General features: G+C 39.9%; 19 protein-coding genes. 6 read left to right on the top strand and 13 right to left on the bottom strand.

Annotated features, from left to right (window positions below):
- Positions 1-8: 8 nt before the first annotated feature.
- Positions 9-479 (bottom strand): DUF4079 domain-containing protein, encoded by a 471-nt coding sequence (locus H6G28_RS20685; RefSeq protein ID WP_190587845.1) that lies wholly within the window; start codon positions 477-479, stop codon positions 9-11.
- A 333-nt stretch (positions 480-812) separates the two neighbouring features.
- Here H6G28_RS20685 and H6G28_RS20680 point away from each other — a divergent pair, with 333 nt between their 5' ends.
- Complete coding sequence (locus H6G28_RS20680; protein WP_190673681.1) at positions 813-2090, top strand: ankyrin repeat domain-containing protein; 1278 nt, start codon at positions 813-815, stop codon at positions 2088-2090.
- A gap of 80 nt (positions 2091-2170) precedes the next feature.
- Here the strand turns inward: H6G28_RS20680 and H6G28_RS20675 are convergent, their stop codons facing one another.
- From H6G28_RS20675 to H6G28_RS20665, 3 genes are all read right to left on the bottom strand, one after another.
- Complete coding sequence (locus tag H6G28_RS20675) at positions 2171-4273, bottom strand: serine/threonine-protein kinase (protein ID WP_190673678.1); 2103 nt, start codon at positions 4271-4273, stop codon at positions 2171-2173.
- 166 nt (positions 4274-4439) lie between these two features.
- Positions 4440-5102, bottom strand: coding sequence for a CAP domain-containing protein (locus tag H6G28_RS20670; protein WP_190673675.1), 663 nt, complete (start codon positions 5100-5102; stop codon positions 4440-4442).
- 221 nt (positions 5103-5323) lie between these two features.
- A complete protein-coding gene (locus H6G28_RS20665; RefSeq protein WP_190588301.1) occupies positions 5324-6316 on the bottom strand; it encodes an ADP-ribosylglycohydrolase family protein in 993 nt (330 codons plus the stop codon).
- A gap of 615 nt (positions 6317-6931) precedes the next feature.
- Here H6G28_RS20665 and dnaK point away from each other — a divergent pair.
- The 4 genes from dnaK to H6G28_RS20645 all read left to right on the top strand — a co-directional run bounded on the left by dnaK (position 6932) and on the right by H6G28_RS20645 (position 11828).
- Positions 6932-8833, top strand: coding sequence for a molecular chaperone DnaK (dnaK, locus tag H6G28_RS20660; protein WP_190587841.1), 1902 nt, complete (start codon positions 6932-6934; stop codon positions 8831-8833).
- Positions 8808-9269, top strand: coding sequence for an acetoacetate decarboxylase (locus tag H6G28_RS20655; RefSeq protein WP_190673672.1), 462 nt, complete (start codon positions 8808-8810; stop codon positions 9267-9269). The genes dnaK and H6G28_RS20655 overlap by 26 nt, the downstream gene beginning before the upstream one ends.
- A gap of 306 nt (positions 9270-9575) precedes the next feature.
- Positions 9576-10733, top strand: coding sequence for an FIST signal transduction protein (locus H6G28_RS20650; RefSeq protein ID WP_190673670.1), 1158 nt, complete (start codon positions 9576-9578; stop codon positions 10731-10733).
- 6 nt (positions 10734-10739) lie between these two features.
- Positions 10740-11828 carry a sensor histidine kinase gene (locus H6G28_RS20645; protein WP_190673667.1) on the top strand — a complete coding sequence of 363 codons (1089 nt, stop codon included), beginning with the start codon at positions 10740-10742 and terminating at the stop codon, positions 11826-11828.
- Between the two features lie 158 nt (positions 11829-11986).
- On the opposite strand, the gene H6G28_RS20640 is transcribed toward H6G28_RS20645, so the two are convergent.
- The 8 genes from H6G28_RS20640 to H6G28_RS20605 all read right to left on the bottom strand — a co-directional run bounded on the left by H6G28_RS20640 (position 11987) and on the right by H6G28_RS20605 (position 15907).
- Positions 11987-12301: a type II toxin-antitoxin system RelE/ParE family toxin gene (locus tag H6G28_RS20640; RefSeq protein WP_190587837.1), complete on the bottom strand. Its 315-nt coding sequence runs from the start codon at positions 12299-12301 to the stop codon at positions 11987-11989.
- Positions 12298-12657, bottom strand: coding sequence for a type II toxin-antitoxin system prevent-host-death family antitoxin (locus tag H6G28_RS20635; RefSeq protein WP_190587836.1), 360 nt, complete (start codon positions 12655-12657; stop codon positions 12298-12300). The genes H6G28_RS20640 and H6G28_RS20635 overlap by 4 nt, the downstream gene beginning before the upstream one ends.
- A gap of 123 nt (positions 12658-12780) precedes the next feature.
- Positions 12781-13152: a hypothetical protein gene (locus H6G28_RS20630; protein ID WP_190587835.1), complete on the bottom strand. Its 372-nt coding sequence runs from the start codon at positions 13150-13152 to the stop codon at positions 12781-12783.
- Entirely contained in the window at positions 13145-14146 is a 1002-nt protein-coding gene (locus H6G28_RS20625) for an LLM class flavin-dependent oxidoreductase (RefSeq protein ID WP_190587834.1), read from the bottom strand. The genes H6G28_RS20630 and H6G28_RS20625 overlap by 8 nt, the downstream gene beginning before the upstream one ends.
- A gap of 12 nt (positions 14147-14158) precedes the next feature.
- Positions 14159-14521 (bottom strand): hypothetical protein, encoded by a 363-nt coding sequence (locus H6G28_RS20620; protein WP_190587833.1) that lies wholly within the window; start codon positions 14519-14521, stop codon positions 14159-14161.
- A gap of 351 nt (positions 14522-14872) precedes the next feature.
- Positions 14873-15184, bottom strand: coding sequence for a hypothetical protein (locus H6G28_RS20615; RefSeq protein ID WP_190587832.1), 312 nt, complete (start codon positions 15182-15184; stop codon positions 14873-14875).
- 21 nt (positions 15185-15205) lie between these two features.
- Complete coding sequence (locus tag H6G28_RS20610) at positions 15206-15472, bottom strand: hypothetical protein (RefSeq protein WP_190673662.1); 267 nt, start codon at positions 15470-15472, stop codon at positions 15206-15208.
- Between the two features lie 30 nt (positions 15473-15502).
- Positions 15503-15907 carry a hypothetical protein gene (locus H6G28_RS20605; RefSeq protein WP_190587830.1) on the bottom strand — a complete coding sequence of 135 codons (405 nt, stop codon included), beginning with the start codon at positions 15905-15907 and terminating at the stop codon, positions 15503-15505.
- A gap of 1082 nt (positions 15908-16989) precedes the next feature.
- On the opposite strand from H6G28_RS20605, the gene cysK reads away from it, so the two are divergent.
- The gene (cysK, locus tag H6G28_RS20600; RefSeq protein WP_190587829.1) at positions 16990-17934 is read left to right on the top strand and encodes a cysteine synthase A; all 945 of its coding nucleotides are present in this window, start codon (positions 16990-16992) and stop codon (positions 17932-17934) included.
- A gap of 68 nt (positions 17935-18002) precedes the next feature.
- Here the strand turns inward: cysK and H6G28_RS20595 are convergent, their stop codons facing one another.
- Positions 18003-18476: an ArsC/Spx/MgsR family protein gene (locus H6G28_RS20595; RefSeq protein ID WP_190673658.1), complete on the bottom strand. Its 474-nt coding sequence runs from the start codon at positions 18474-18476 to the stop codon at positions 18003-18005.
- Positions 18477-18483 lie beyond the last annotated feature (7 nt).

Below are 18483 nucleotides of genomic sequence, written 5' to 3'. Positions count from 1 at the left end.
ACTGTTAACTAAGCATTACTCAAAATTCTTTGTACAATCTGCACGCCAGTAATAGCCTGCCAAGTAAATAGACCTAAAATCGCAAAATTTAACAATATATGCGTGATTCTTGCCCAATTTGCGCCTTTTTGCATAAAAGGAGAGAGGGAAGCAGAAAACGCTACTAAACTAGTCATTCCTAGCCCCGCCAGTAAGTGCGGCCCGACAAATAACTTGCCGTTGTTAATATAGGTAACAGCCATCCCACCAACTGCACCAGCTACCATCAAAGCTAAGATGATAGACCCCATTTGGTAGTGTTTGATGTTAAATTTGCCTTTAATCAGTTCTTTCTTTTCTTCACCTTGAGCGTTTCTGGTACGCTGTACTTGCAATCCCAAATAAGCAGCATAAAGTGAAAGCGCCAAAAGTACCCACATGATTAGCGGGTGGAAAAAGTTAAGCCAGTATTTCACCACGGGAGACAGTTCCAGACTCATTGTGTTCTCGCTCAATTCTTAAATCTTAATAAAAATTAGCACAAGTTTAAGGGTAATTCTTAATTCGGAGTTCGTAATTTGTAATTAATTAGGCGTGATGGACTGGGTACATTATCCCGCGAAGAAATTTATTTCTTCGCCAATAGCTAAAGTCAGATAAATCTGACTAGGACAGTATTTCATTCCGTTTCAACGGACTTGTGCTATGAGACTGAGAATTTATTCTCAGGCGGGATATGGGGTAGATGTAGATTCTCAATACCAGCCTATTGCAAAAGTACTTAAAGAATTTCAAACTATAGATGATAAAACCGCCTGGGCAGGATTTGATTCATGACGGAAAACAACGATGTCTTGCTGCTGAAGGCTGCGAAAAGTGGAGATATCAAGCGGCTGAGTGAGATTTTAGCGGCTGGTGTCAATATAGATGCGTGCGATCGCGATGGGACGACGGCATTAATGTATGCTGCTAATTTAGGCTACACCGAAATTGTGCGATCGCTTTTAGATGCCGGGGCAAATATCAACTTACCCAGAAAACGCTATGGTTTAACAGCGTTGATGTTGGCTGCAAGTAATAAACAAACAGATATTGTGCAGCTTTTAATATCTAGAGGTGCTGATGTTAATGCTATCAACGAAGATGGCAGCACCGCCTTAATGGCAGCTGCACTCAAAGGTTATATAGAAATAGTCCAAATATTACTCGCTGCTGGCGCGAAGGTAAATATTGCTGATAAAGATGATGACACTGCTTTGAAATTGGCAGTCAAACAAGGACACCTCGCGGTTGTGCAACTCGCATCACAAAATGATGCAGATGTAAATATTCAAGATGAAGATGGCGAAACACTGTTGATGATTGCGGCGGATGTGGGAAATTTAGGAATTGTCCAAGCATTGTTAGCGGCTGGCGCAGATGTTAACTTACAAAACAGCGATGGTGGTACAGCATTATTAGCGGCGGCGGCGGCTGGTAATAGTGCGATCGCTTCTGCTTTACTAGAAAAAGATGCCCAAGTGAATCTGCAAGACAAAGACGGTGAAACAGCATTACATATTGCCGTTGTGGAAGGACATCTTGAGGTAGTGCAAGTTTTACTAAGCCACGGTGCAAATGTCCAACTGAGAAATAACTTAGGCGACACACCCATATTAGTCTCTGTATTGCAAGGACACAGCCAAATTCTCGAAGCCTTGCTGCGTTCTAGTGCAAACTCATATCGAGAATTAGAAATTCCTTTAATGGCCGCCATATCCTTGGGACACACCAAAACAGTCCAAGTATTATTAGACTATGGCGCTAATCCCAATACTTTAGGGAATGATAGCCAGACAGCATTACTCAAAGCTGCTAAACGCAATGACATAGAAATCATTCAACTGTTAGTAGCCAAAGGCGCAAATGTCAATTTTCAAGACATAGCCGGAGCCACAGCATTAATGTGGGCTGCCTCTGGAGGCTACACTAAAACTGTGCAGATATTACTCCAAGCTGGTGCAAACCCCAATTTAAAAAATCGTGGTGGTTATACAGCTTTGATGCTGGCAGAATTTAACGGCTATCAAGATATCGTCAAACTTTTGCAAACAGCCGACGCACAGGAATAATTTTGTGTCTGGTGAACACTATTTTGATCAAGGTTGGGTGGAGGAACGCAAACCGACATCACTTGATAAACGCTATATTTTTAATTTGCATTAGGTATCGTAGGAACGATAATGGGTTTTGATTTATCTTTGTGTAGTTGATTCTCGGCTTGATTACGTGCAGCGATCGCCTCTTGATAATCTGGTTTATATTTAATAGCTTGATTATAAGATGCGATCGCTTCTGGATAGCGGTTTAAATTGAGTAAGGCATTGCCTCGGCTGTACCAACTTTCGTAATGTTTGGGATTGTAGCGTAATGCTCGATTATAAGCTGCGATCGCTTCTGGATATTGCTGCAAATTGTATTGAGAATTACCTAAACTGTACCACAGTTGCTCATCGTTGCGTTTAATACTGGCGGCTTTATTATATGCTGTGATGGCTTCTTGATAGCGTTGTAATTGATGTTTCGACCACCCAAGATTATACCATGCTTGGTAATTATCTGGGTCATTTTTAATGACTTGATTAAATGATTCTACGGCTTCTGCATAGCGGCGTAAGGTAATCAAAACGTTACCTCTAGATAACCAAGCTGGATAATAACTGGGCTGATATTGTACTGCTTTATCATAAGCTGTAAAAGCGTCTTCGTAGCGGTTTAAATTTACCAAAGCATTGCCACGATTATACCATGCTTGGTAATAATCAGATTTAATTTCTAAGGCTTTGTCGTAGGCTGCGATCGCTTCATCATAATTTTTTAAATTTTGCCATGCCAAGCCTTTACTATACCAAGCTTCGACATAATCAGATTTTAAATCTATGGCTTTATCGTAAGCTTTAATTGCGTTATCGTATTGCTTTAATTCGCTAAATACTTCACCCTTCGCATTCCAAATTTCTGGGTAATCATCATGGAGTTGTAAAGCTTTATCAAAAGCTGCGATCGCTTCAGGAAATCGTTGTAATTTTTGTAAAGTAAAACCTCTACCACTCCAAGCATCTAGATAATCTGGCTGAATTTGAATTGCTTTTTCATAAGCCGCCAAAGCAGCATCATATTGTTTTAATTTAAATAATGTCTTACCCTGGCCATTCCAGCCTTGAGCATAATCCGGTCTAATTTCTACTGCTTGTTTATAGGCAGATAAAGCATCTTGATAGCGTTGCAATTCAAATAGTGTATTTCCTTGTTTGGATAATTCTACAGCATTGTTAGCATTAATTCTATTAACCACAAATAATGCAGCTATACCAGTGATAGTTAAAAGAAAAATCGCCCACAATAACTTGATCAATAAATTTTTACTATGCTTTTTCAGGTTGAGATTTTTTTGTAAAATTCCTGGAGATATATTGATGGTTTGCTTTTCCGGCTGAATAAGGTTTTTTAAAGCTGCTAATGCTATTGTTGCTGAAGCATAACGTTGCCGAAAATCATAACAAACCATTTTATTTAAAAATCGCGCCAAATCTGGCGAAACCTGCACTTTATTTTCCCAGATAATTTCATTCGTTTCAGCATCTTTTTCTAACTCTTCAGCAGGTATTCCCGTCAAAGCTTGAATAGCAATTACACCCACTGCATAGATATCACTGCTAAATTTTGGTGTACCTTGGGCTTGTTCGCTAGGGAGATAACCAGGAGTACCAATAGCAACGGTAGCCTTTGTTTGTCCTTCGGGCGTTACTACTTGGGTCGTAATTTGTTTGACAGCCCCAAAATCAATTAAAATCAATTTGCTATCAGCGTCCCGGCGGAGTAAATTCCGGGGATTGATATCACGATGAATGACATTTTGTTGATGAACAAATTCTAAGATTTCGAGTATTTCTTGTAAGAGTAAGATAACTTGGTCTTGACTCAGAGTTTTTCCGGCAACTAACTCTTTACTTAAATCATGACCGGGGATAAATTCTTGAACAAGATAGAATTCGGCATTTTCTTCAAAATAAGCTAACAGTTGAGGAATGCGATCATATATGCCTAGTTTATACAGAACTTGCGCTTCTGTATCAAATAACCGCCTAGCTATCTCTAAGGTGGCTGCATTGCTAACTTGGGGTTTGAGTTGTTTGACAACACATTGTGGTGAACCAGGAAGTTGAGTATCACAAGCTACAAAAGTTTCACCAAATCCTCCACCTCCCAAATAGCTAATAATTTGGTATCTTCCCACAAGTGTGTTTCCCAACATTTTTGTTTGCCTAGCTAAATGCAACGCAGTCTGATTCCAATATTGCCACAGGGAAAAGTGTGAAGTGTGAAGTATGAAGCATGAAATTTTGTCTTGTGGCTAAGTACAGGAGAAAAAATCAGATATTCTCAAAAAAACTATCGATTTGGATAAGTTGTGGGAGATTTTAATCACTAAACATTTGGACTGCATAAATTTGGCCATTTTTGCCAACAGCTATACCATAGCCAAATTTTTTATATTCACGTCGCAGGAGATTTTGGCGGTGACTATTGCTGTACATCCAACCGCGTTGAAAATCTTCGACTTTACCGTAAGTGAAACCTAAGCCTTGCACACTATCTTTGATAATATTTTCGCCCACTGCCACACGTCGATTACCGCCAACTTGAATGTAGCGATCGCGGGGATTTTTCCCATCTAAAGAAATATGATTAAAATACTGCCGATCTAGCATATCTTGGGCGTGGAATTGTGCGGCGAGTGAGAGTAAAGAGTCGGCTGTTAAAGGTTTTAACTTATTTAAAGTGCGATCGCGATTGACTAATTCTAAAGCAAACTTTCTTAACTCTGGCTCAGAACGCAACTGTTCGGCATTCCAAATGGTAACTTGCGGTCGGCCGATTTTCCAATCAGCACCACCATTACCGTTATACAGACCTTGTTTGAGTAGTCCAAAGGGAGAAAGTTCTGTCCAAAAATAATTAATATCGATTGGATCTCCCCGCAAAGCCTGACGAATAAAATAGGTAGTTGGTCTAAATGCCAAAATCAGCATCAATAGAACAACGTATTTCCACCAAACGTTGACTTTGCGTTTTGTATCCATTGCCTTGATTTAAAATGAGCGACGCACAAACTACTTAAACAGTTTTACATATACCTATTAACCAATTAAGTAACAATTTAGCACTGATGATTGCTTGATAGCGATCGCAGTATCAAGGAGGTAGGAGAAAATCGCCATATTCAGGGATTGAACCCTGAGCGCAGTCGTTCGCGTTAGCGTCTCCGACAGGAGAAGGGTTCACCAGGACACATATTTCCAAGTTAATCCCAGAATTCACCCAAAGCCGCCAATTGGTCACGGTATTCAATCCGAATGACCCAATCTTCAGGCCATGCAGCCATTCCTAAATATGCTCCAGCAAAAGCACCTGCTAAACAAGCAATTGAGTCAGAGTCGCCTGCGGTGAGTGCAGCACGTCGTACTGCGGCTAACGGTGCTTCTGGAAAAAACAAAAAGCATAATAAACCTGTAGCAAAAGCTTCCTCAGCTACCCAGCCTTCGCCTATAGCCAAACAGGGGTCAATATCGCGCTTGGGGTTGACTAATGCTGCATCCAGACGGTCAAGCACTGCTAAACACTCATCCCAACCACGACTAATAAATTCTGTTGGTGTATTAATGCCTGGACGCTGCCATAAATTCCCCAGCCAATCAGCATGATAAACTGAACGCTGACTTAAGGCATAGTTGCGAAGATAAGCAGAACATTCTTGCGGTTCACCGCCCTTGACAAGATAAGTAATTGCTGCTGCGGTTAAATCAGAAGCTGCCAAGGCAGTTGGATGACCATGCGTTAATGCGGCTTGAAATTGAGCCACCGCCGCGCGGACTGTATCATCTGTGGGTAATAAACCTACAGGCACAACACGCATATTCGCACCACAGCCTTTAGAATTTGGCCTAGTTGCTTGCTGCCAAGGTAAACCTGCTTCCAAATATTCACAAGCCTGTAAGCAAGTCATTCCCGGAGCGCGATTATTGTCGGGACTGTGTAACCACTCCACAAAAGTACGTCTAAGAACAGGTTCCAAATTAGCTAAACTCAAGTTTGCAGCATCAACCTCAACTAAAGCTTGTGCCACTGCCAATGTCATTTGTGTGTCATCGGTGACGCGTACAGGATTACCCACAATTTCTTGCGGCCCATTTGGCGGAAAGCGACGACGAATTTCTTCCACACTTAAAAATTCTGTAGCAGCACCCAAAGCATCACCACAGGCAAGCCCAAATAAACATCCAGAGGCACGACGCATAACTAACATTTTTTAATTACATTTTTAATACATAAACCCTACAAAATCTACCCTTACCTAAGTTAAAAATTCAGCACCAAATTTGTCTGTTTCAACTGGGTGTAAGGGTTTAAAGGGGTGAGCGTATAAGTTTTTTGAACACTTACACTCTTTTTCCAACCTTTGATTTTATTTTCTTAGGTAACTCCTATAAGTATCCGCATTTTGACTGAATTTATTAGCCCAGGAATCCTTTTATAGCTCACTAATTCTCTGTATCTCTGGAGTTAATGTTGTTTAAAGACGGCAAACACCACATGGTGATTACGGTTCACCCTAATTACTCAATGTATTAATTCTCATAAATTAGACGAAGTGAAAGCAAATTAATCCATGAACCAACTAGACAAAACTTTAAAATTAACCGTCCCAAAGCAGGTTCGGGAAACCACCCTTCATGGACTGGCTATACAAGCTCAGTATATATATCAGCAGAAATTGGGGCTATAACCCCAACACAATCGAGCTAAAGGTCATCAATGCTGAAGTAACTGCTTTCATAAAATCAGTTGGTTCAAGATTTAGTCCTTATATTCCCATTCATTCATTTGTAGTTATACGGAGCCAGCACCTAACATGGCAAAAGTAGTTGGAATTGACTTAGGAACAACTAACTCCTGCGTGGCAGTGATGGAAGGTGGTAAACCCACGGTTATTGCTAACGCAGAAGGTTTTCGCACAACACCATCAGTAGTAGCATTTGCGAAAAATGGCGACACCTTGGTAGGACAAATTGCCAAGCGCCAAGCGGTGATGAACCCCGAAAACACTTTTTACTCAGTTAAGCGGTTCATTGGTCGCCGCTTTGACGAAGTTACTAACGAAGCTACAGAAGTTTCTTATAAAGTGTTGAGCAGTGGCGGTAACGTCAAGCTAGACTCTCCTGGGGCTGGTAAACAATTCGCTCCCGAAGAAATTTCCGCGAAAGTTCTGCGTAAACTCGTTGAAGACGCAAGCAAATATCTGGGTGAAACTGTTACCCAAGCTGTAATCACTGTTCCTGCTTACTTCAACGACTCTCAACGCCAAGCTACCAAAGACGCTGGTAAAATCGCTGGTATTGAAGTACTGCGGATTATCAACGAACCTACCGCCGCTTCTTTGGCTTACGGCTTTGATAAGAAGAGCAACGAAACTATCCTGGTATTTGACTTGGGTGGTGGTACATTCGACGTATCCGTCCTAGAAGTCGGCGACGGCGTATTTGAAGTATTAGCAACCTCTGGTGATACCCACCTTGGTGGTGACGACTTCGATAAGAAAATTGTGGATTTCTTAGCAGAACAGTTCCGCAAAGACGAAGGTATTGACCTCCGCAAAGACAGACAAGCACTGCAACGTTTAACAGAAGCTGCTGAAAAAGCCAAAATTGAACTTTCCAGCGTGACTCAAGCGGAAATTAACTTACCGTTCATCACCGCTACCCAGGACGGGCCAAAGCACCTGGATACGACGCTGACTCGCGCTAAGTTTGAAGAACTTTGTGCTGACTTGATTGACCGTTGCCGTATTCCTGTAGAGAATGCGCTCCGCGATGCTAAGTTAAGCAAAAATGACATCGATGAAGTTGTCCTCGTTGGTGGTTCTACCCGTATCCCCGCAGTCCAAGAATTGGTAAAACGAGCTTTGGGTAAAGACCCTAACCAAAGCGTTAACCCTGATGAAGTGGTAGCTGTTGGTGCTGCGATTCAAGGAGGTGTATTGGGTGGTGAAGTTACAGGTATCTTGTTGTTAGACGTAACACCATTGTCCTTGGGTGTAGAAACCTTGGGTGGTGTAATGACCAAGATTATTCCCCGCAACACCACAATTCCTACCAAGAAATCAGAAGTATTCTCTACTGCTGTTGATGGTCAAACCAACGTAGAAATTCACGTCCTCCAAGGTGAACGGGAATTTGCTAACGACAACAAGAGTTTGGGAACTTTCCGCCTTGATGGTATTCCTCCCGCACCCCGTGGTGTACCTCAAATCGAAGTTGTATTCGATATTGACGCTAACGGTATCCTCAACGTTACCGCTAAGGACAAAGGTACTGGTAAAGAACAGTCCATCAGCATTACTGGTGCTTCTACCTTAGATAAGTCTGACGTTGACCGGATGGTGCGCGAAGCAGAACAAAACGCTTCTGCTGACAAAGACCGTCGTGAGAAAATTGACCGCAAGAACCAAGCTGACTCTTTAGCATACCAAGCTGAAAAGCAACTGCAAGAATTAGGTGATAAAGTTCCTGCTGCTGATAAAGCCAAGGTTGAAGGTTTGGTGAGAGACCTGCGGGAAGCTGTTGCGAAAGAAGATGATGAGCAAATCACCAAGCTGATGCCAGAATTGCAACAAGCACTGTTCGCAGTTGGTAGCAATATCTATCAACAAGCTGGTGGTGCTGCGCCTGGTGCTGAACCTCAAGATGGCGGTACTTCTAGTTCTTCCGGTGGTGGTGATGATGTAATTGATGCAGATTTCACTGAAAGCAAATAATTCTCCCAATATAGTAGGGAATGATGAGAAATTCCCTACTCAGTATTCCCATCCACGCATTCGCCTGGGTGGGGATTTTTTTATGTGGGGATTTGGTATGGCAGATTTTACTTGGGAAGACGATCAGCGAGTGATGGTACGTCAGGGCGATCGCAATTTGTGTACTCTGAATTATGGTCAGCAAAGTTTCGCTTGGCGACAACGGTTGACTGGTTCCTCCTTTAGTGTTCAGGGTGTGGAGTTACTTCAATTTTCGGCGGAATGTGAAGCACTGTTGGGTTTAGTTAGCTCACAATTAGAAATCCCTGGGGAAAGTCATTTTGCGAGTATAGGTTTAGGTCAGCCTTTTTTAACTGCGCGTGCTGAACAGATGAAATTAAAAGTTGCTCATCCAGAAGTTGTCGGACAAAGGGTAGGCGAAGTGATTTATCGGTAATCCCAAATCGATATGAAGCAGCTCATAATTCAATCAGGTTCAGTTAACGCTAGATTTATAAGAAATAAACGCAATAGGTTAATTAAATTCTTAACTTATCGACGTTTATCGGCGTGTATCGACGGTTAAATATTCTTACCTGAAGCGTGTTGGCAGGTCATTAGCCTGTGAAGGTGATCACTTAGCTTGTCGAAGTGCAAGCTTTGTTTGTATAACCCCAGACTTCCAGTCTGAGGGGTTTATTAAATAAATCCATTTGGTTTGGGAATAATAAGTCCACGGTAGAAAATCCCAGACCAGATATATATGTTGAATGTAGTAGTTGGCCATAGTAATGACCCTGATTCTTTAGCTGCCATTACTGAAGTTATAGAACAATGTCAAGCTAATTTAAACGGAAAAATTCCGCAAGCTGGGATTGTATTTGTGGCAATTGATTTTGACTATGCACTCATATTGCAAACAATTGTCCAAACTTTTCCGGGAATTGAATTAATTGGTGGTACTAGTGATGCTGAAATTTCTTCATTATTACAATTCCAGCAAGATTCTTTAGCATTAATGCTCTTTTGTAGTGATGAAATTGAAATTCATGCTGGCCTAGGGAAGAACTTATCGCAAGACCCTATTTTAGCTGCTCAACAAGCTGTAGACCAGGCAAAATCCAAAATTAAAAACTTGGCTGTTTCTCAGTTTTGTTTGGCTTTTCCTGAAAGTTTAACAGTTGATGGCGTAGCGATTGTTGAAGGCTTAAAACTAGCTTTGGGCAAAGATATTCCAATTTTTGGCGGACTGACTGCTGATCAATGGCAATTTCAAAAAACCCATCAATTTTTCCAAACCGAAGTTCTCACTGATGCTGTACCTTTATTGATTTTCTCTGGTCAATTATTGTTTTCTCAAGGAGTTGCTAGTGGTTGGCATCCTATAGGTAAAAAGGGCAAAGTTACCAAGGTTGATAAAAATATTCTGTATGAAATTAATGGCAAACCCGCATTAGAGTTTTATCATCATTATTTAGGTGGTCTACCTCCTTCTGGGGAATATCCTTTAGCGGTATTTGAGTCAGAAAGTGAAGATTTTTATATGCGTGCGCCTAGTATTTATCATCCCGAAAATGGCAGTATTCTTTTTCTGGGAGAAGTACCAGCAGATGCTTTTGTCCAAATAGCACAAGCTAGTCGTAATGATATTTTAGGTGCAGCTAAAACCTCAATTACCAATGCTTTAAATAATTATCCAGGGAAGCAGCCAGATGCAGCTTTGTTTTTTTCTTGTGCGGCTCGGCGACTATTGCTAGGTACACGCGTAATTGAAGAATATCAACTAGCTCAAGAATTTTTGACAGCAGCCATTCCAGGTTGTGGTTTTTATACTCATGGTGAAATTTCGCCGTTAAATGATGGCGGCGAAACCAGACTGCATCATGAAACTTTTGTCACTCTTTTAATAGGAAGGCATTAAATCATCATGCCATTAGAACATGAGCAAAGAATTAAGGAACTAGAAAAAGCTAACCGTATTCTCCAGAAAAAACTAGAGCGTTCTGAGTCTTTAAGAATTGCTTTAGAAGAAACTAATGAAAAGAAAGAGGCTTTATTTCTGAATGTAATTGATGAATTGCGGGAATCACAAAAAACTTTAGAACAGCAAAGCCGAGATTTGCAAGCAACTTTAAAAAAATTACGTGCTATGCAAAGCAAATTAGTAGAATCTGAAAAGATGTCAGCTTTAGGAATTTTAGTAGCTGGGATTGCCCATGAAATTAATAATCCTGTGAATTTTATTTACGGTAACATTAATTATGTAGCTCAATATGCTGATGATATTTTAGAACTGCTACAATTCTATCAAGAATCTTATCCAGAGCCAAATTTAAAAATAGCCAATAAAATCAAAAACATGGATTTAGACTTTATCAAGAAAGACTTTTTACAAGTTCTAAATTCTATGGAAATTGGCAGTCAGAGGATTATTGAAATTGTACGTTCTTTACGTAATTTTTCCCGCTTAGATGAAGCAGAAGTGAAAAGGGTTAATATCCATGAAGGTATTGATAGTACTTTAATGCTGCTGCAAAATCGCCTCAAATCCCGACCCAATTACCCAGAAATTACCGTTATTAAAGAATATGGCGATTTACCAAGGGTAGCTTGTTATGCAGGTAAGCTGAACCAAGCCTTGATTAATATTCTTAGTAATGCTATCGATGCTTTAGAACAGAAAATAGATTATCTCCTGCACAGTTATTGTCCCACAAATGGGATAAGTACACGACCAATATTAACTTTTAATCCTACAATTAAAATTACTACAGAATTAGTCGATAACTGGATTGCAATCCGCGTTAGTGACAATGGGATAGGAATTGATGAGAAAATCGCTGAACAAATATTTAACCCATTTTTTACTACTAAACCAGTGGGTAAAGGGACGGGTTTAGGACTTTCGATTAGCTATCAAATTATTGTTGAAACTCATCAAGGTCAAATAGATTGTAAGTCAATTCCAGGTCTGGGTACAGAATTGATTATTATGATTCCTCAACAACGATTGTAGTTTTTATCTCAACATAATATAGCATGATTATTTGAGATATGAATACGATATTCCAGAGAGACAAGGTAGACACGGAAGACAAGGGAGATAGATGTTGATAAATTATTTATGATTACTATAATCATAGCAAAAATTCTTTTCTGGGATAATCAATAACTTCAGATGTCTTCTGTATCTTCTATGTTTTGAAAAATGCTTTCTATATCCTGCGCTCCATGAAGAATACGAACAATTTCTATATCTTGTTCCATAGAACGATAAAAAATCAGGTAGTTTTCTACCGGAAAGCATCGCAAAGAAGCAGCTAAATCAAAGCGCGGCTTTCCTAGTTGCGGAAATTTAGCTAACTTCGGAAATTTCTCTCTGAGCTTATCAAAAAGTTTATCAGCCGCCTGTGGATTTTTTTCGGCAATGTAATTCCAAATATTTTCAATATCTTGTATTGCCTGTTGAGAAATCTTAAAGCGGCTCATAGTTTGCTGTTATCAGCTAACTTTTTTCTTCCTCGTGCAGCAATTTCTCCAAACAACGTAGAAATGGAGTCTTCATCATATTCTGTATATTCGCCATTCTCTAATTGCTCGATTCCAATAGCAATTTCGCGCTTTAAAGCTTCTAGCTTGAACTTTTTCAGTTCTGTTTCCATTTGTTCGAGTTGATCAATCATCTCCTGAAATGCTTGTGCTTCCTGCACTACAACCTCAGCTTTACCGTTTACTGTTAGCACCAGTGGTAATTTTGTGGCTTTTATACGTTCTACGTAGTCTTTAGCATTGCGCTTAAAGTCTGTAAGAGTGTGGATATTCTCAAGATTAATTTTATTGACCATAACATCAAATAAAGTGTTTTATAGATATTATATGAAATGCTCAAGCAAGGTCAAAGTTGATAAAAAATGTAAAAACCCAGTTTTTGCCAAGAAACTGGGTTTAGAGATGAGTAAATGATGATTCTACAACCAATCTCGATAAGCAGAGATTTCATTGACACTAATTTCTAACGGCCCACCTTTACCAAAGGGCGGATAGACTCTGATTTTGGCATTAGTTGTAAATCGTTCTAATCTATTACCTAATTGGGGAATATTGCTGACTATATGCCAGTAAGATACAATGTCAGGGCAGTCAATTACTAACATAATTTTTGCATTTTTATCAGTAAGATACCACTGACAGTTATTGAGTAAAGCTTGAGTAATGCGATCGCAACTATAATAAAAACATCTGCCAATCGATTGCTCTAGCTCTGAGTGCAGCATTCCATCCTCTTTTGTGACCTGAGTTGGTGGTAAGTCATCGGGTGGAAGCTGGTTTAATTTAGACATAATTGCGTACCTCTTGGTTGTAGCACTGCAAACTGTCGATGTTTTTTTGCATATCAAACGATGCGGGTTTGAGTGCTAATGTACCTAGATTCAATTCGTCCTGAAATTTTTTGATTTTGTCTCGACAAGTAATCGCATCACCAATGATTGAATTTTCAATCAAATAGTCTTCGTCAAAACAAATATTTGTCCGCTCAAATGGTTTATGTCCGGTGGAACTATTCTGCATTACTACTGCCGTATTAGCTTGCATTTTTTGGCTAAATTGGCGGATAAAAGGCATGGCTTCATTCACCGCAGCTTCGTTGGTTTTCCCCACAAAAAAGAACCGCGCTAAGACAAAATTATCTGCACCACTGGAATTAATATTGCGGTATTCGTTGACGGTTTTTTTCAATCTCTCTAGCGCAAAGGGTGGCCCTCCCATTAAGCTAAAGGAATTTTGTGCGGCAAATTCGATGCTGGAAGTATCACCACTGGCTATATATACCGGGATTTGCTGTTGCAAAGGTTTAGGATATACTGTGAGGCGATCGCATTGATAATACTGCCCATAAAATGAAACTTCTTTTTCATATAACAGCTTATGAATCAATGCCATAGCCTCTAACATTCTGGCGCGAGATTCTCCCATTGAAATCGCAAAATGTTTATTTTGCTGAGGAAAAGGCCCGCCTTTGGCAATTCCAAATAATAATCTGCCATTACACAAATTATCCAAAGTCGCAATATCTTCCGCTACCCGAATCGGGTTGTGAAATGGCAGTAAAACCGCCGCAGTACCTAAGCGAATTGTGGAAGTGACACCTGCTAAATGCGCCATCAACAACAGCATCGAAGAACTGATATTGACTTCACTGAAATGGTGTTCACTTACCCAGGCTTCGTCAAAGTTTAAGCTTTCTGCTTGTCTGACTAAAGCAACTTGCTCAAAAATCGCGCGGCGGTAATTTTGGTGATGATTTTCGTAATTGCAGAAAAGTCCAATTTTCATTGTTTGCTATTCTTAGGTTGCTACCATTTGCAACTCCAACCATAGGCGTGGATCGGTATCTTTGAGCGTCGATTTGGGGTCTCGAATCAAGCGTTTGGCATTCATACAAACTACTTGGACTAATCCCATATTATCGGCTATGTCTCTGAGAATTTTTTGCTGTTCTCTAATGTGGGGCAACATTTCTTCAGAGCAATAAATACCTATGTATTGCAAACGTCTAGGCGGTCTTCCCCAAAAACAGGTGATGACTTTCACATGACACCCGTCTAATAGTTCTCCAACCTTTGGATAATACTCGCTGACAATTCGTTTGAATTCTTGAGCGATGATATCTTCAGTAATCATTTTAGCTGATGTTTCTGTAGCTTTCATCACGCTATTTAATATAACACATATTTGTCAACTAAGCATGACATAAAGTGTAGTTTATATTGCATTTAGTGTTAAATAATATATAGAAAATATGGTAAATTAGTTTTATTTTTGAAAGTAAAATATGGTTAATTGATTTAAATCTAAAATCCCCGACTTCTTTAAGAAATCGGAGATATAGAAAATCAGAACTTTTGATATAGAAATACGGTTTGATTGCTGAATCTAGTTGTATACGCAGGGAGTAGGGAATGGGGAGTAGGGAGTAGGAAAGAAGCCTGATTTGGGTGTACTGATTTTTTTACCAAATCAAATATGAGTCCTAATAGATGTTTGAAGTAATCAAGTTGATTATCGAGATTTTCTCTCTGCTACTAATACTTCAGCAATTATTTCTGGTAAATCACAAAAGTCAGAAAATCCTTCTTTGCCACTGATGGGAGAAACAAAAGTATAGCTAGGGTCACATTCTCCTGTATCGTAAACTTGAATAAACCACCGATCAGGAAAACCTTCAACACCCAACTCGACAATATACCAACTCTCACCAACTAAACGAGATTTGATAATAGTAAACCACTCTCGATATTCGTCACGAATATTCCAGTCTGCTAAGAGAAACTCTAACGCTATATGTCCAGCATCAGTAGCCGTCAGTAGCATGATTACTCCTTGTTAGGCACTTCACTCAGATTTTGCAGCTTCGGAATTATTAAAATCAGGATATAACCCTAATTGTTTGGCAAGCTCACGAGCTACATGAAATAAAAATTTAGCGCCATCTTGATTACCATCATGAGCAAACATTGTGGCTACTTTTGCCATTGCTTCGATGAGGTGAGCATCAACAAGTTCTGAGTTTGCTTCTAAAACTGCTGGCTCTTGGCCATTAGGACATTGTAGTAATTGATCGATTAAATCAAAATATTGAGCTTGCCGTTCTTCAGTCATAATATTTTGTAATTGTGTAAGGTGAATTGATTATTGTTCAATACTTTGTCGCCAAAGTCTTTCTAACATTTCTACTTGTTCTTGAAATACGGCGGCGCGATGCGCTAGATACCTGTCGTATACAAGAATTCCTAACCCAATACATACAGGGGTTAGCAAGATAAACCATTGGAGAATAATGGCAAGTTTATAGATATAATCTGTTGTGATCGGTTGGTTCACGATGTAGCGATCGCAATTATTAATACCAGCCGTTACCGGGGGATACCAGGCTTGATTGACTTCGTTAATCTTATTAACTTCACAAGTTAAATTCTGTGCCTTAACTAACTCTCCATGCTTTTCCCAAACTACTCTCAGGACTACCATTGCTGGAGAAATTACGATTAATGTTACTAGGCAAACAGTAAGAACATTGAGAATTTTGACTTTCATCCTTGGGGTAGAGGCTAGGGGTTAGAGGTTATAGGCTAGAGGTGATAGGTGACAGGTTAGAGGTGACAGGTTAGAGGTTAGATAAGAGAGTTTTAGATAGTTGGTTGGTAAAATAAGAGGTTTTTAGATACCCGACTTCTCAAAGAAGTCAGGTATCTATTTTGTAGATTTAATAACTAATGAATAATTACCTAATTTTTTTAATTTCTATTTTTATACTTATCGAATTAACGCCGTCTTATCCGAAAATGTCTGGTTAAGAAGTCCCCCCTAGTTCACTAGCAAGCTAGGGAATTTCGGGGGGTAGAGGGGAATCTCTGCGTAAATCCTATATGTTTTATATCAGTTGCCTTTGGGGGTGGCTGTTTAGTTGGTGTGGATTAAGTTTATTAAATTGATTAAATTTGTACTCAAAACCTCAACCCCTTGCTGTGTAAGCTTGATAAAAATTGTTAGGGGTATAGGGTCTAGTATTTTCGGGCAGAGGGGCTAGTGTTGATTGGTAGGGGTGCTGGAATTTCTGCACTCAGCTTTAAAGTAAGACTGGCTATAGATAAAAATGATTTTTTTAGATGATTTTTGATGAAGATTTTTTGTACTCAAGATGAAGATTTTAGGCTTTAAATAGCAGTTTTTGGGCGTAATTTCAATTAATTAATTATCAAATATCAAGGTTTAATGAATTAAAACCATCGCTGTATATAACTGACATTTTATAGCCTTATATCTGGAAAATTAGATATTTAAGCAAACTGTTCAATACGTTGTTGATTTGATTGATAATGTATTGAAAAATATGAAATGAGTTTTTATATGTTTTCTAGACGCAAATCAACTAATTAAGTTCCTCCCAACAAGCTGATCTTTAGTGTTGAGCAATACTTAAATACTGCTATTTTCAGTTAATGGTCATCAAAAATCCGAATTTAGATGTAAATTAACCAAAATTATTTATGTGTGTTACATATTTATGCTTTATTGAAAGTAAATAGTTTTGGCGATCGCTTAACCCAGGAATTACCGAAAAATGATAGTTATAAGTAAATAGGCTGTTTTAAAATTAAAAGTCTAGGAGTTAATTTATGCGAATTGCTAAAGATGTTACAGAACTAATCGGTAGAACTCCCTTAGTTCAACTAAATAAAATTCCCCAAGCTGAAGGTGCGGTGGCGCGGATAGTTGCCAAACTCGAAGGAATGAACCCAGCCGCTTCTGTGAAAGACCGGATTGGCGTGAGTATGATTAATAACGCCGAAGAGGAAGGGTTAATTACACCAGGAAAAACCATTTTAGTCGAGCCTACCTCTGGGAATACAGGAATTGCCTTGGCAATGGTCGCCGCCGCCCGTGGTTACAGCTTAGTTTTAACTATGCCAGAAACCATGAGCCAAGAACGGCGCTCAATGCTGCGTGCTTATGGTGCAAAACTAGAGTTGACACCAGGCCCAGAAGGAATGCGGGGCGCAATTCGCAAAGCCGAGGAAATTGTAGCGAACACACCCAACGCATATATGCTGCAACAGTTCCGCAACCCAGCTAACCCCAAAATTCACCGCGAAACCACCGCCGAAGAAATTTGGGAAGATACAGACGGGGAAGTAGACATTGTGATTGCTGGGGTTGGGACTGGCGGAACAATTACCGGAATTGCCGAAGTATTGAAACAACGTAAACCGAGTTTCCAAGCGATCGCAGTTGAACCCAGCAACAGCCCTGTCCTCTCCGGTGGCGAAGCAGGCCCTCATAAAATACAAGGTATTGGCGCAGGCTTTGTCCCCGATGTCCTGCGCTTGGAATTGGTGGATGAAGTAATCCGAGTTAGCGATGACCAAGCCATGATGTACGGACGCAGGTTAGCTAAAGAAGAAGGATTATTATCTGGGATTTCTTCAGGTGCGGCTTTATGTGCTGCATTACAAGTAGCAAAACGACCAGAAAATGCTGGTCGTTTGATTGTGATGATTCAACCTTCTTTTGGTGAACGTTACCTCAGCACAGCAATGTTTCAAGATTTGAGCCTTAGTTAATCAGTAAACAGTTAACAGTTAACAGTGATTATTTATTTGATAACTGATAACTGATAACTGTTTACTGATTAATGTTTACAATTACCATGACCGTGGCCGTGTTCATGGTGGTGATTACCACCGTGGGCGCAGCCTTGCAAATCCTTACTCATCAAGTCTTCACTCATAGCTTGGAAGGATTCATCAACAGGTTTTAAGCCAATCCAAGCGTCAAGTTTTTCGACCTCAAAACCAACTTCGCGGCGATCGCCTACTTGAATTAAAGGACGACGAATTAATAACGGGTCACGCAACATCTGTACCAAGGCGGTTTCCGCGTCGATATTTTCGGGAACAATCTCGCCTGATTTGACCTTGGGCGCAGCCCGATTAAACCATTCAGATACAGGGCGATTACCAAAAAATGACCGTAAACGCTCAATCGTCCAAGGTTCGGTTAATAAGTTGTATGAAATTACTTCATGACCAGCCGCAGTTAACAACACTTTTTGTCTAGTACCATTTTTACAGCCTGGTTTTTCATAAAAAATTACTCTTGCCATTGTGCTT

The organism is Nostoc sp. FACHB-190, from assembly GCF_014696905.1.
Lineage (GTDB): Bacteria > Cyanobacteriota > Cyanobacteriia > Cyanobacteriales > Nostocaceae > Nostoc_B.
The sequence above is the reverse complement of the archived record's forward strand: the minus strand, read 5'-3'. Positions and strand labels throughout refer to the sequence as shown.

Bases quoted from the DNA above. Each gene is read 5' to 3' on its own strand.
- H6G28_RS20685 (WP_190587845.1), bottom strand. From the start codon at position 479: ATGAGTCTGGAACTGTCTCCCGTGGTGAAATACTGGCTTAACTTTTTC.
- H6G28_RS20680 (WP_190673681.1), top strand. From the start codon at position 813: ATGACGGAAAACAACGATGTCTTGCTGCTGAAGGCTGCGAAAAGTGGA.
- H6G28_RS20675 (WP_190673678.1), bottom strand. From the start codon at position 4,273: ATGTTGGGAAACACACTTGTGGGAAGATACCAAATTATTAGCTATTTG.
- H6G28_RS20670 (WP_190673675.1), bottom strand. From the start codon at position 5,102: ATGGATACAAAACGCAAAGTCAACGTTTGGTGGAAATACGTTGTTCTA.
- H6G28_RS20665 (WP_190588301.1), bottom strand. From the start codon at position 6,316: ATGCGTCGTGCCTCTGGATGTTTATTTGGGCTTGCCTGTGGTGATGCT.
- dnaK (WP_190587841.1), top strand. From the start codon at position 6,932: ATGGCAAAAGTAGTTGGAATTGACTTAGGAACAACTAACTCCTGCGTG.
- H6G28_RS20655 (WP_190673672.1), top strand. From the start codon at position 8,808: ATGCAGATTTCACTGAAAGCAAATAATTCTCCCAATATAGTAGGGAAT.
- H6G28_RS20650 (WP_190673670.1), top strand. From the start codon at position 9,576: ATGTTGAATGTAGTAGTTGGCCATAGTAATGACCCTGATTCTTTAGCT.
- H6G28_RS20645 (WP_190673667.1), top strand. From the start codon at position 10,740: ATGCCATTAGAACATGAGCAAAGAATTAAGGAACTAGAAAAAGCTAAC.
- H6G28_RS20640 (WP_190587837.1), bottom strand. From the start codon at position 12,301: ATGAGCCGCTTTAAGATTTCTCAACAGGCAATACAAGATATTGAAAAT.
- H6G28_RS20635 (WP_190587836.1), bottom strand. From the start codon at position 12,657: ATGGTCAATAAAATTAATCTTGAGAATATCCACACTCTTACAGACTTT.
- H6G28_RS20630 (WP_190587835.1), bottom strand. From the start codon at position 13,152: ATGTCTAAATTAAACCAGCTTCCACCCGATGACTTACCACCAACTCAG.
- H6G28_RS20625 (WP_190587834.1), bottom strand. From the start codon at position 14,146: ATGAAAATTGGACTTTTCTGCAATTACGAAAATCATCACCAAAATTAC.
- H6G28_RS20620 (WP_190587833.1), bottom strand. From the start codon at position 14,521: ATGAAAGCTACAGAAACATCAGCTAAAATGATTACTGAAGATATCATC.
- H6G28_RS20615 (WP_190587832.1), bottom strand. From the start codon at position 15,184: ATGCTACTGACGGCTACTGATGCTGGACATATAGCGTTAGAGTTTCTC.
- H6G28_RS20610 (WP_190673662.1), bottom strand. From the start codon at position 15,472: ATGACTGAAGAACGGCAAGCTCAATATTTTGATTTAATCGATCAATTA.
- H6G28_RS20605 (WP_190587830.1), bottom strand. From the start codon at position 15,907: ATGAAAGTCAAAATTCTCAATGTTCTTACTGTTTGCCTAGTAACATTA.
- cysK (WP_190587829.1), top strand. From the start codon at position 16,990: ATGCGAATTGCTAAAGATGTTACAGAACTAATCGGTAGAACTCCCTTA.
- H6G28_RS20595 (WP_190673658.1), bottom strand. From the start codon at position 18,476: ATGGCAAGAGTAATTTTTTATGAAAAACCAGGCTGTAAAAATGGTACT.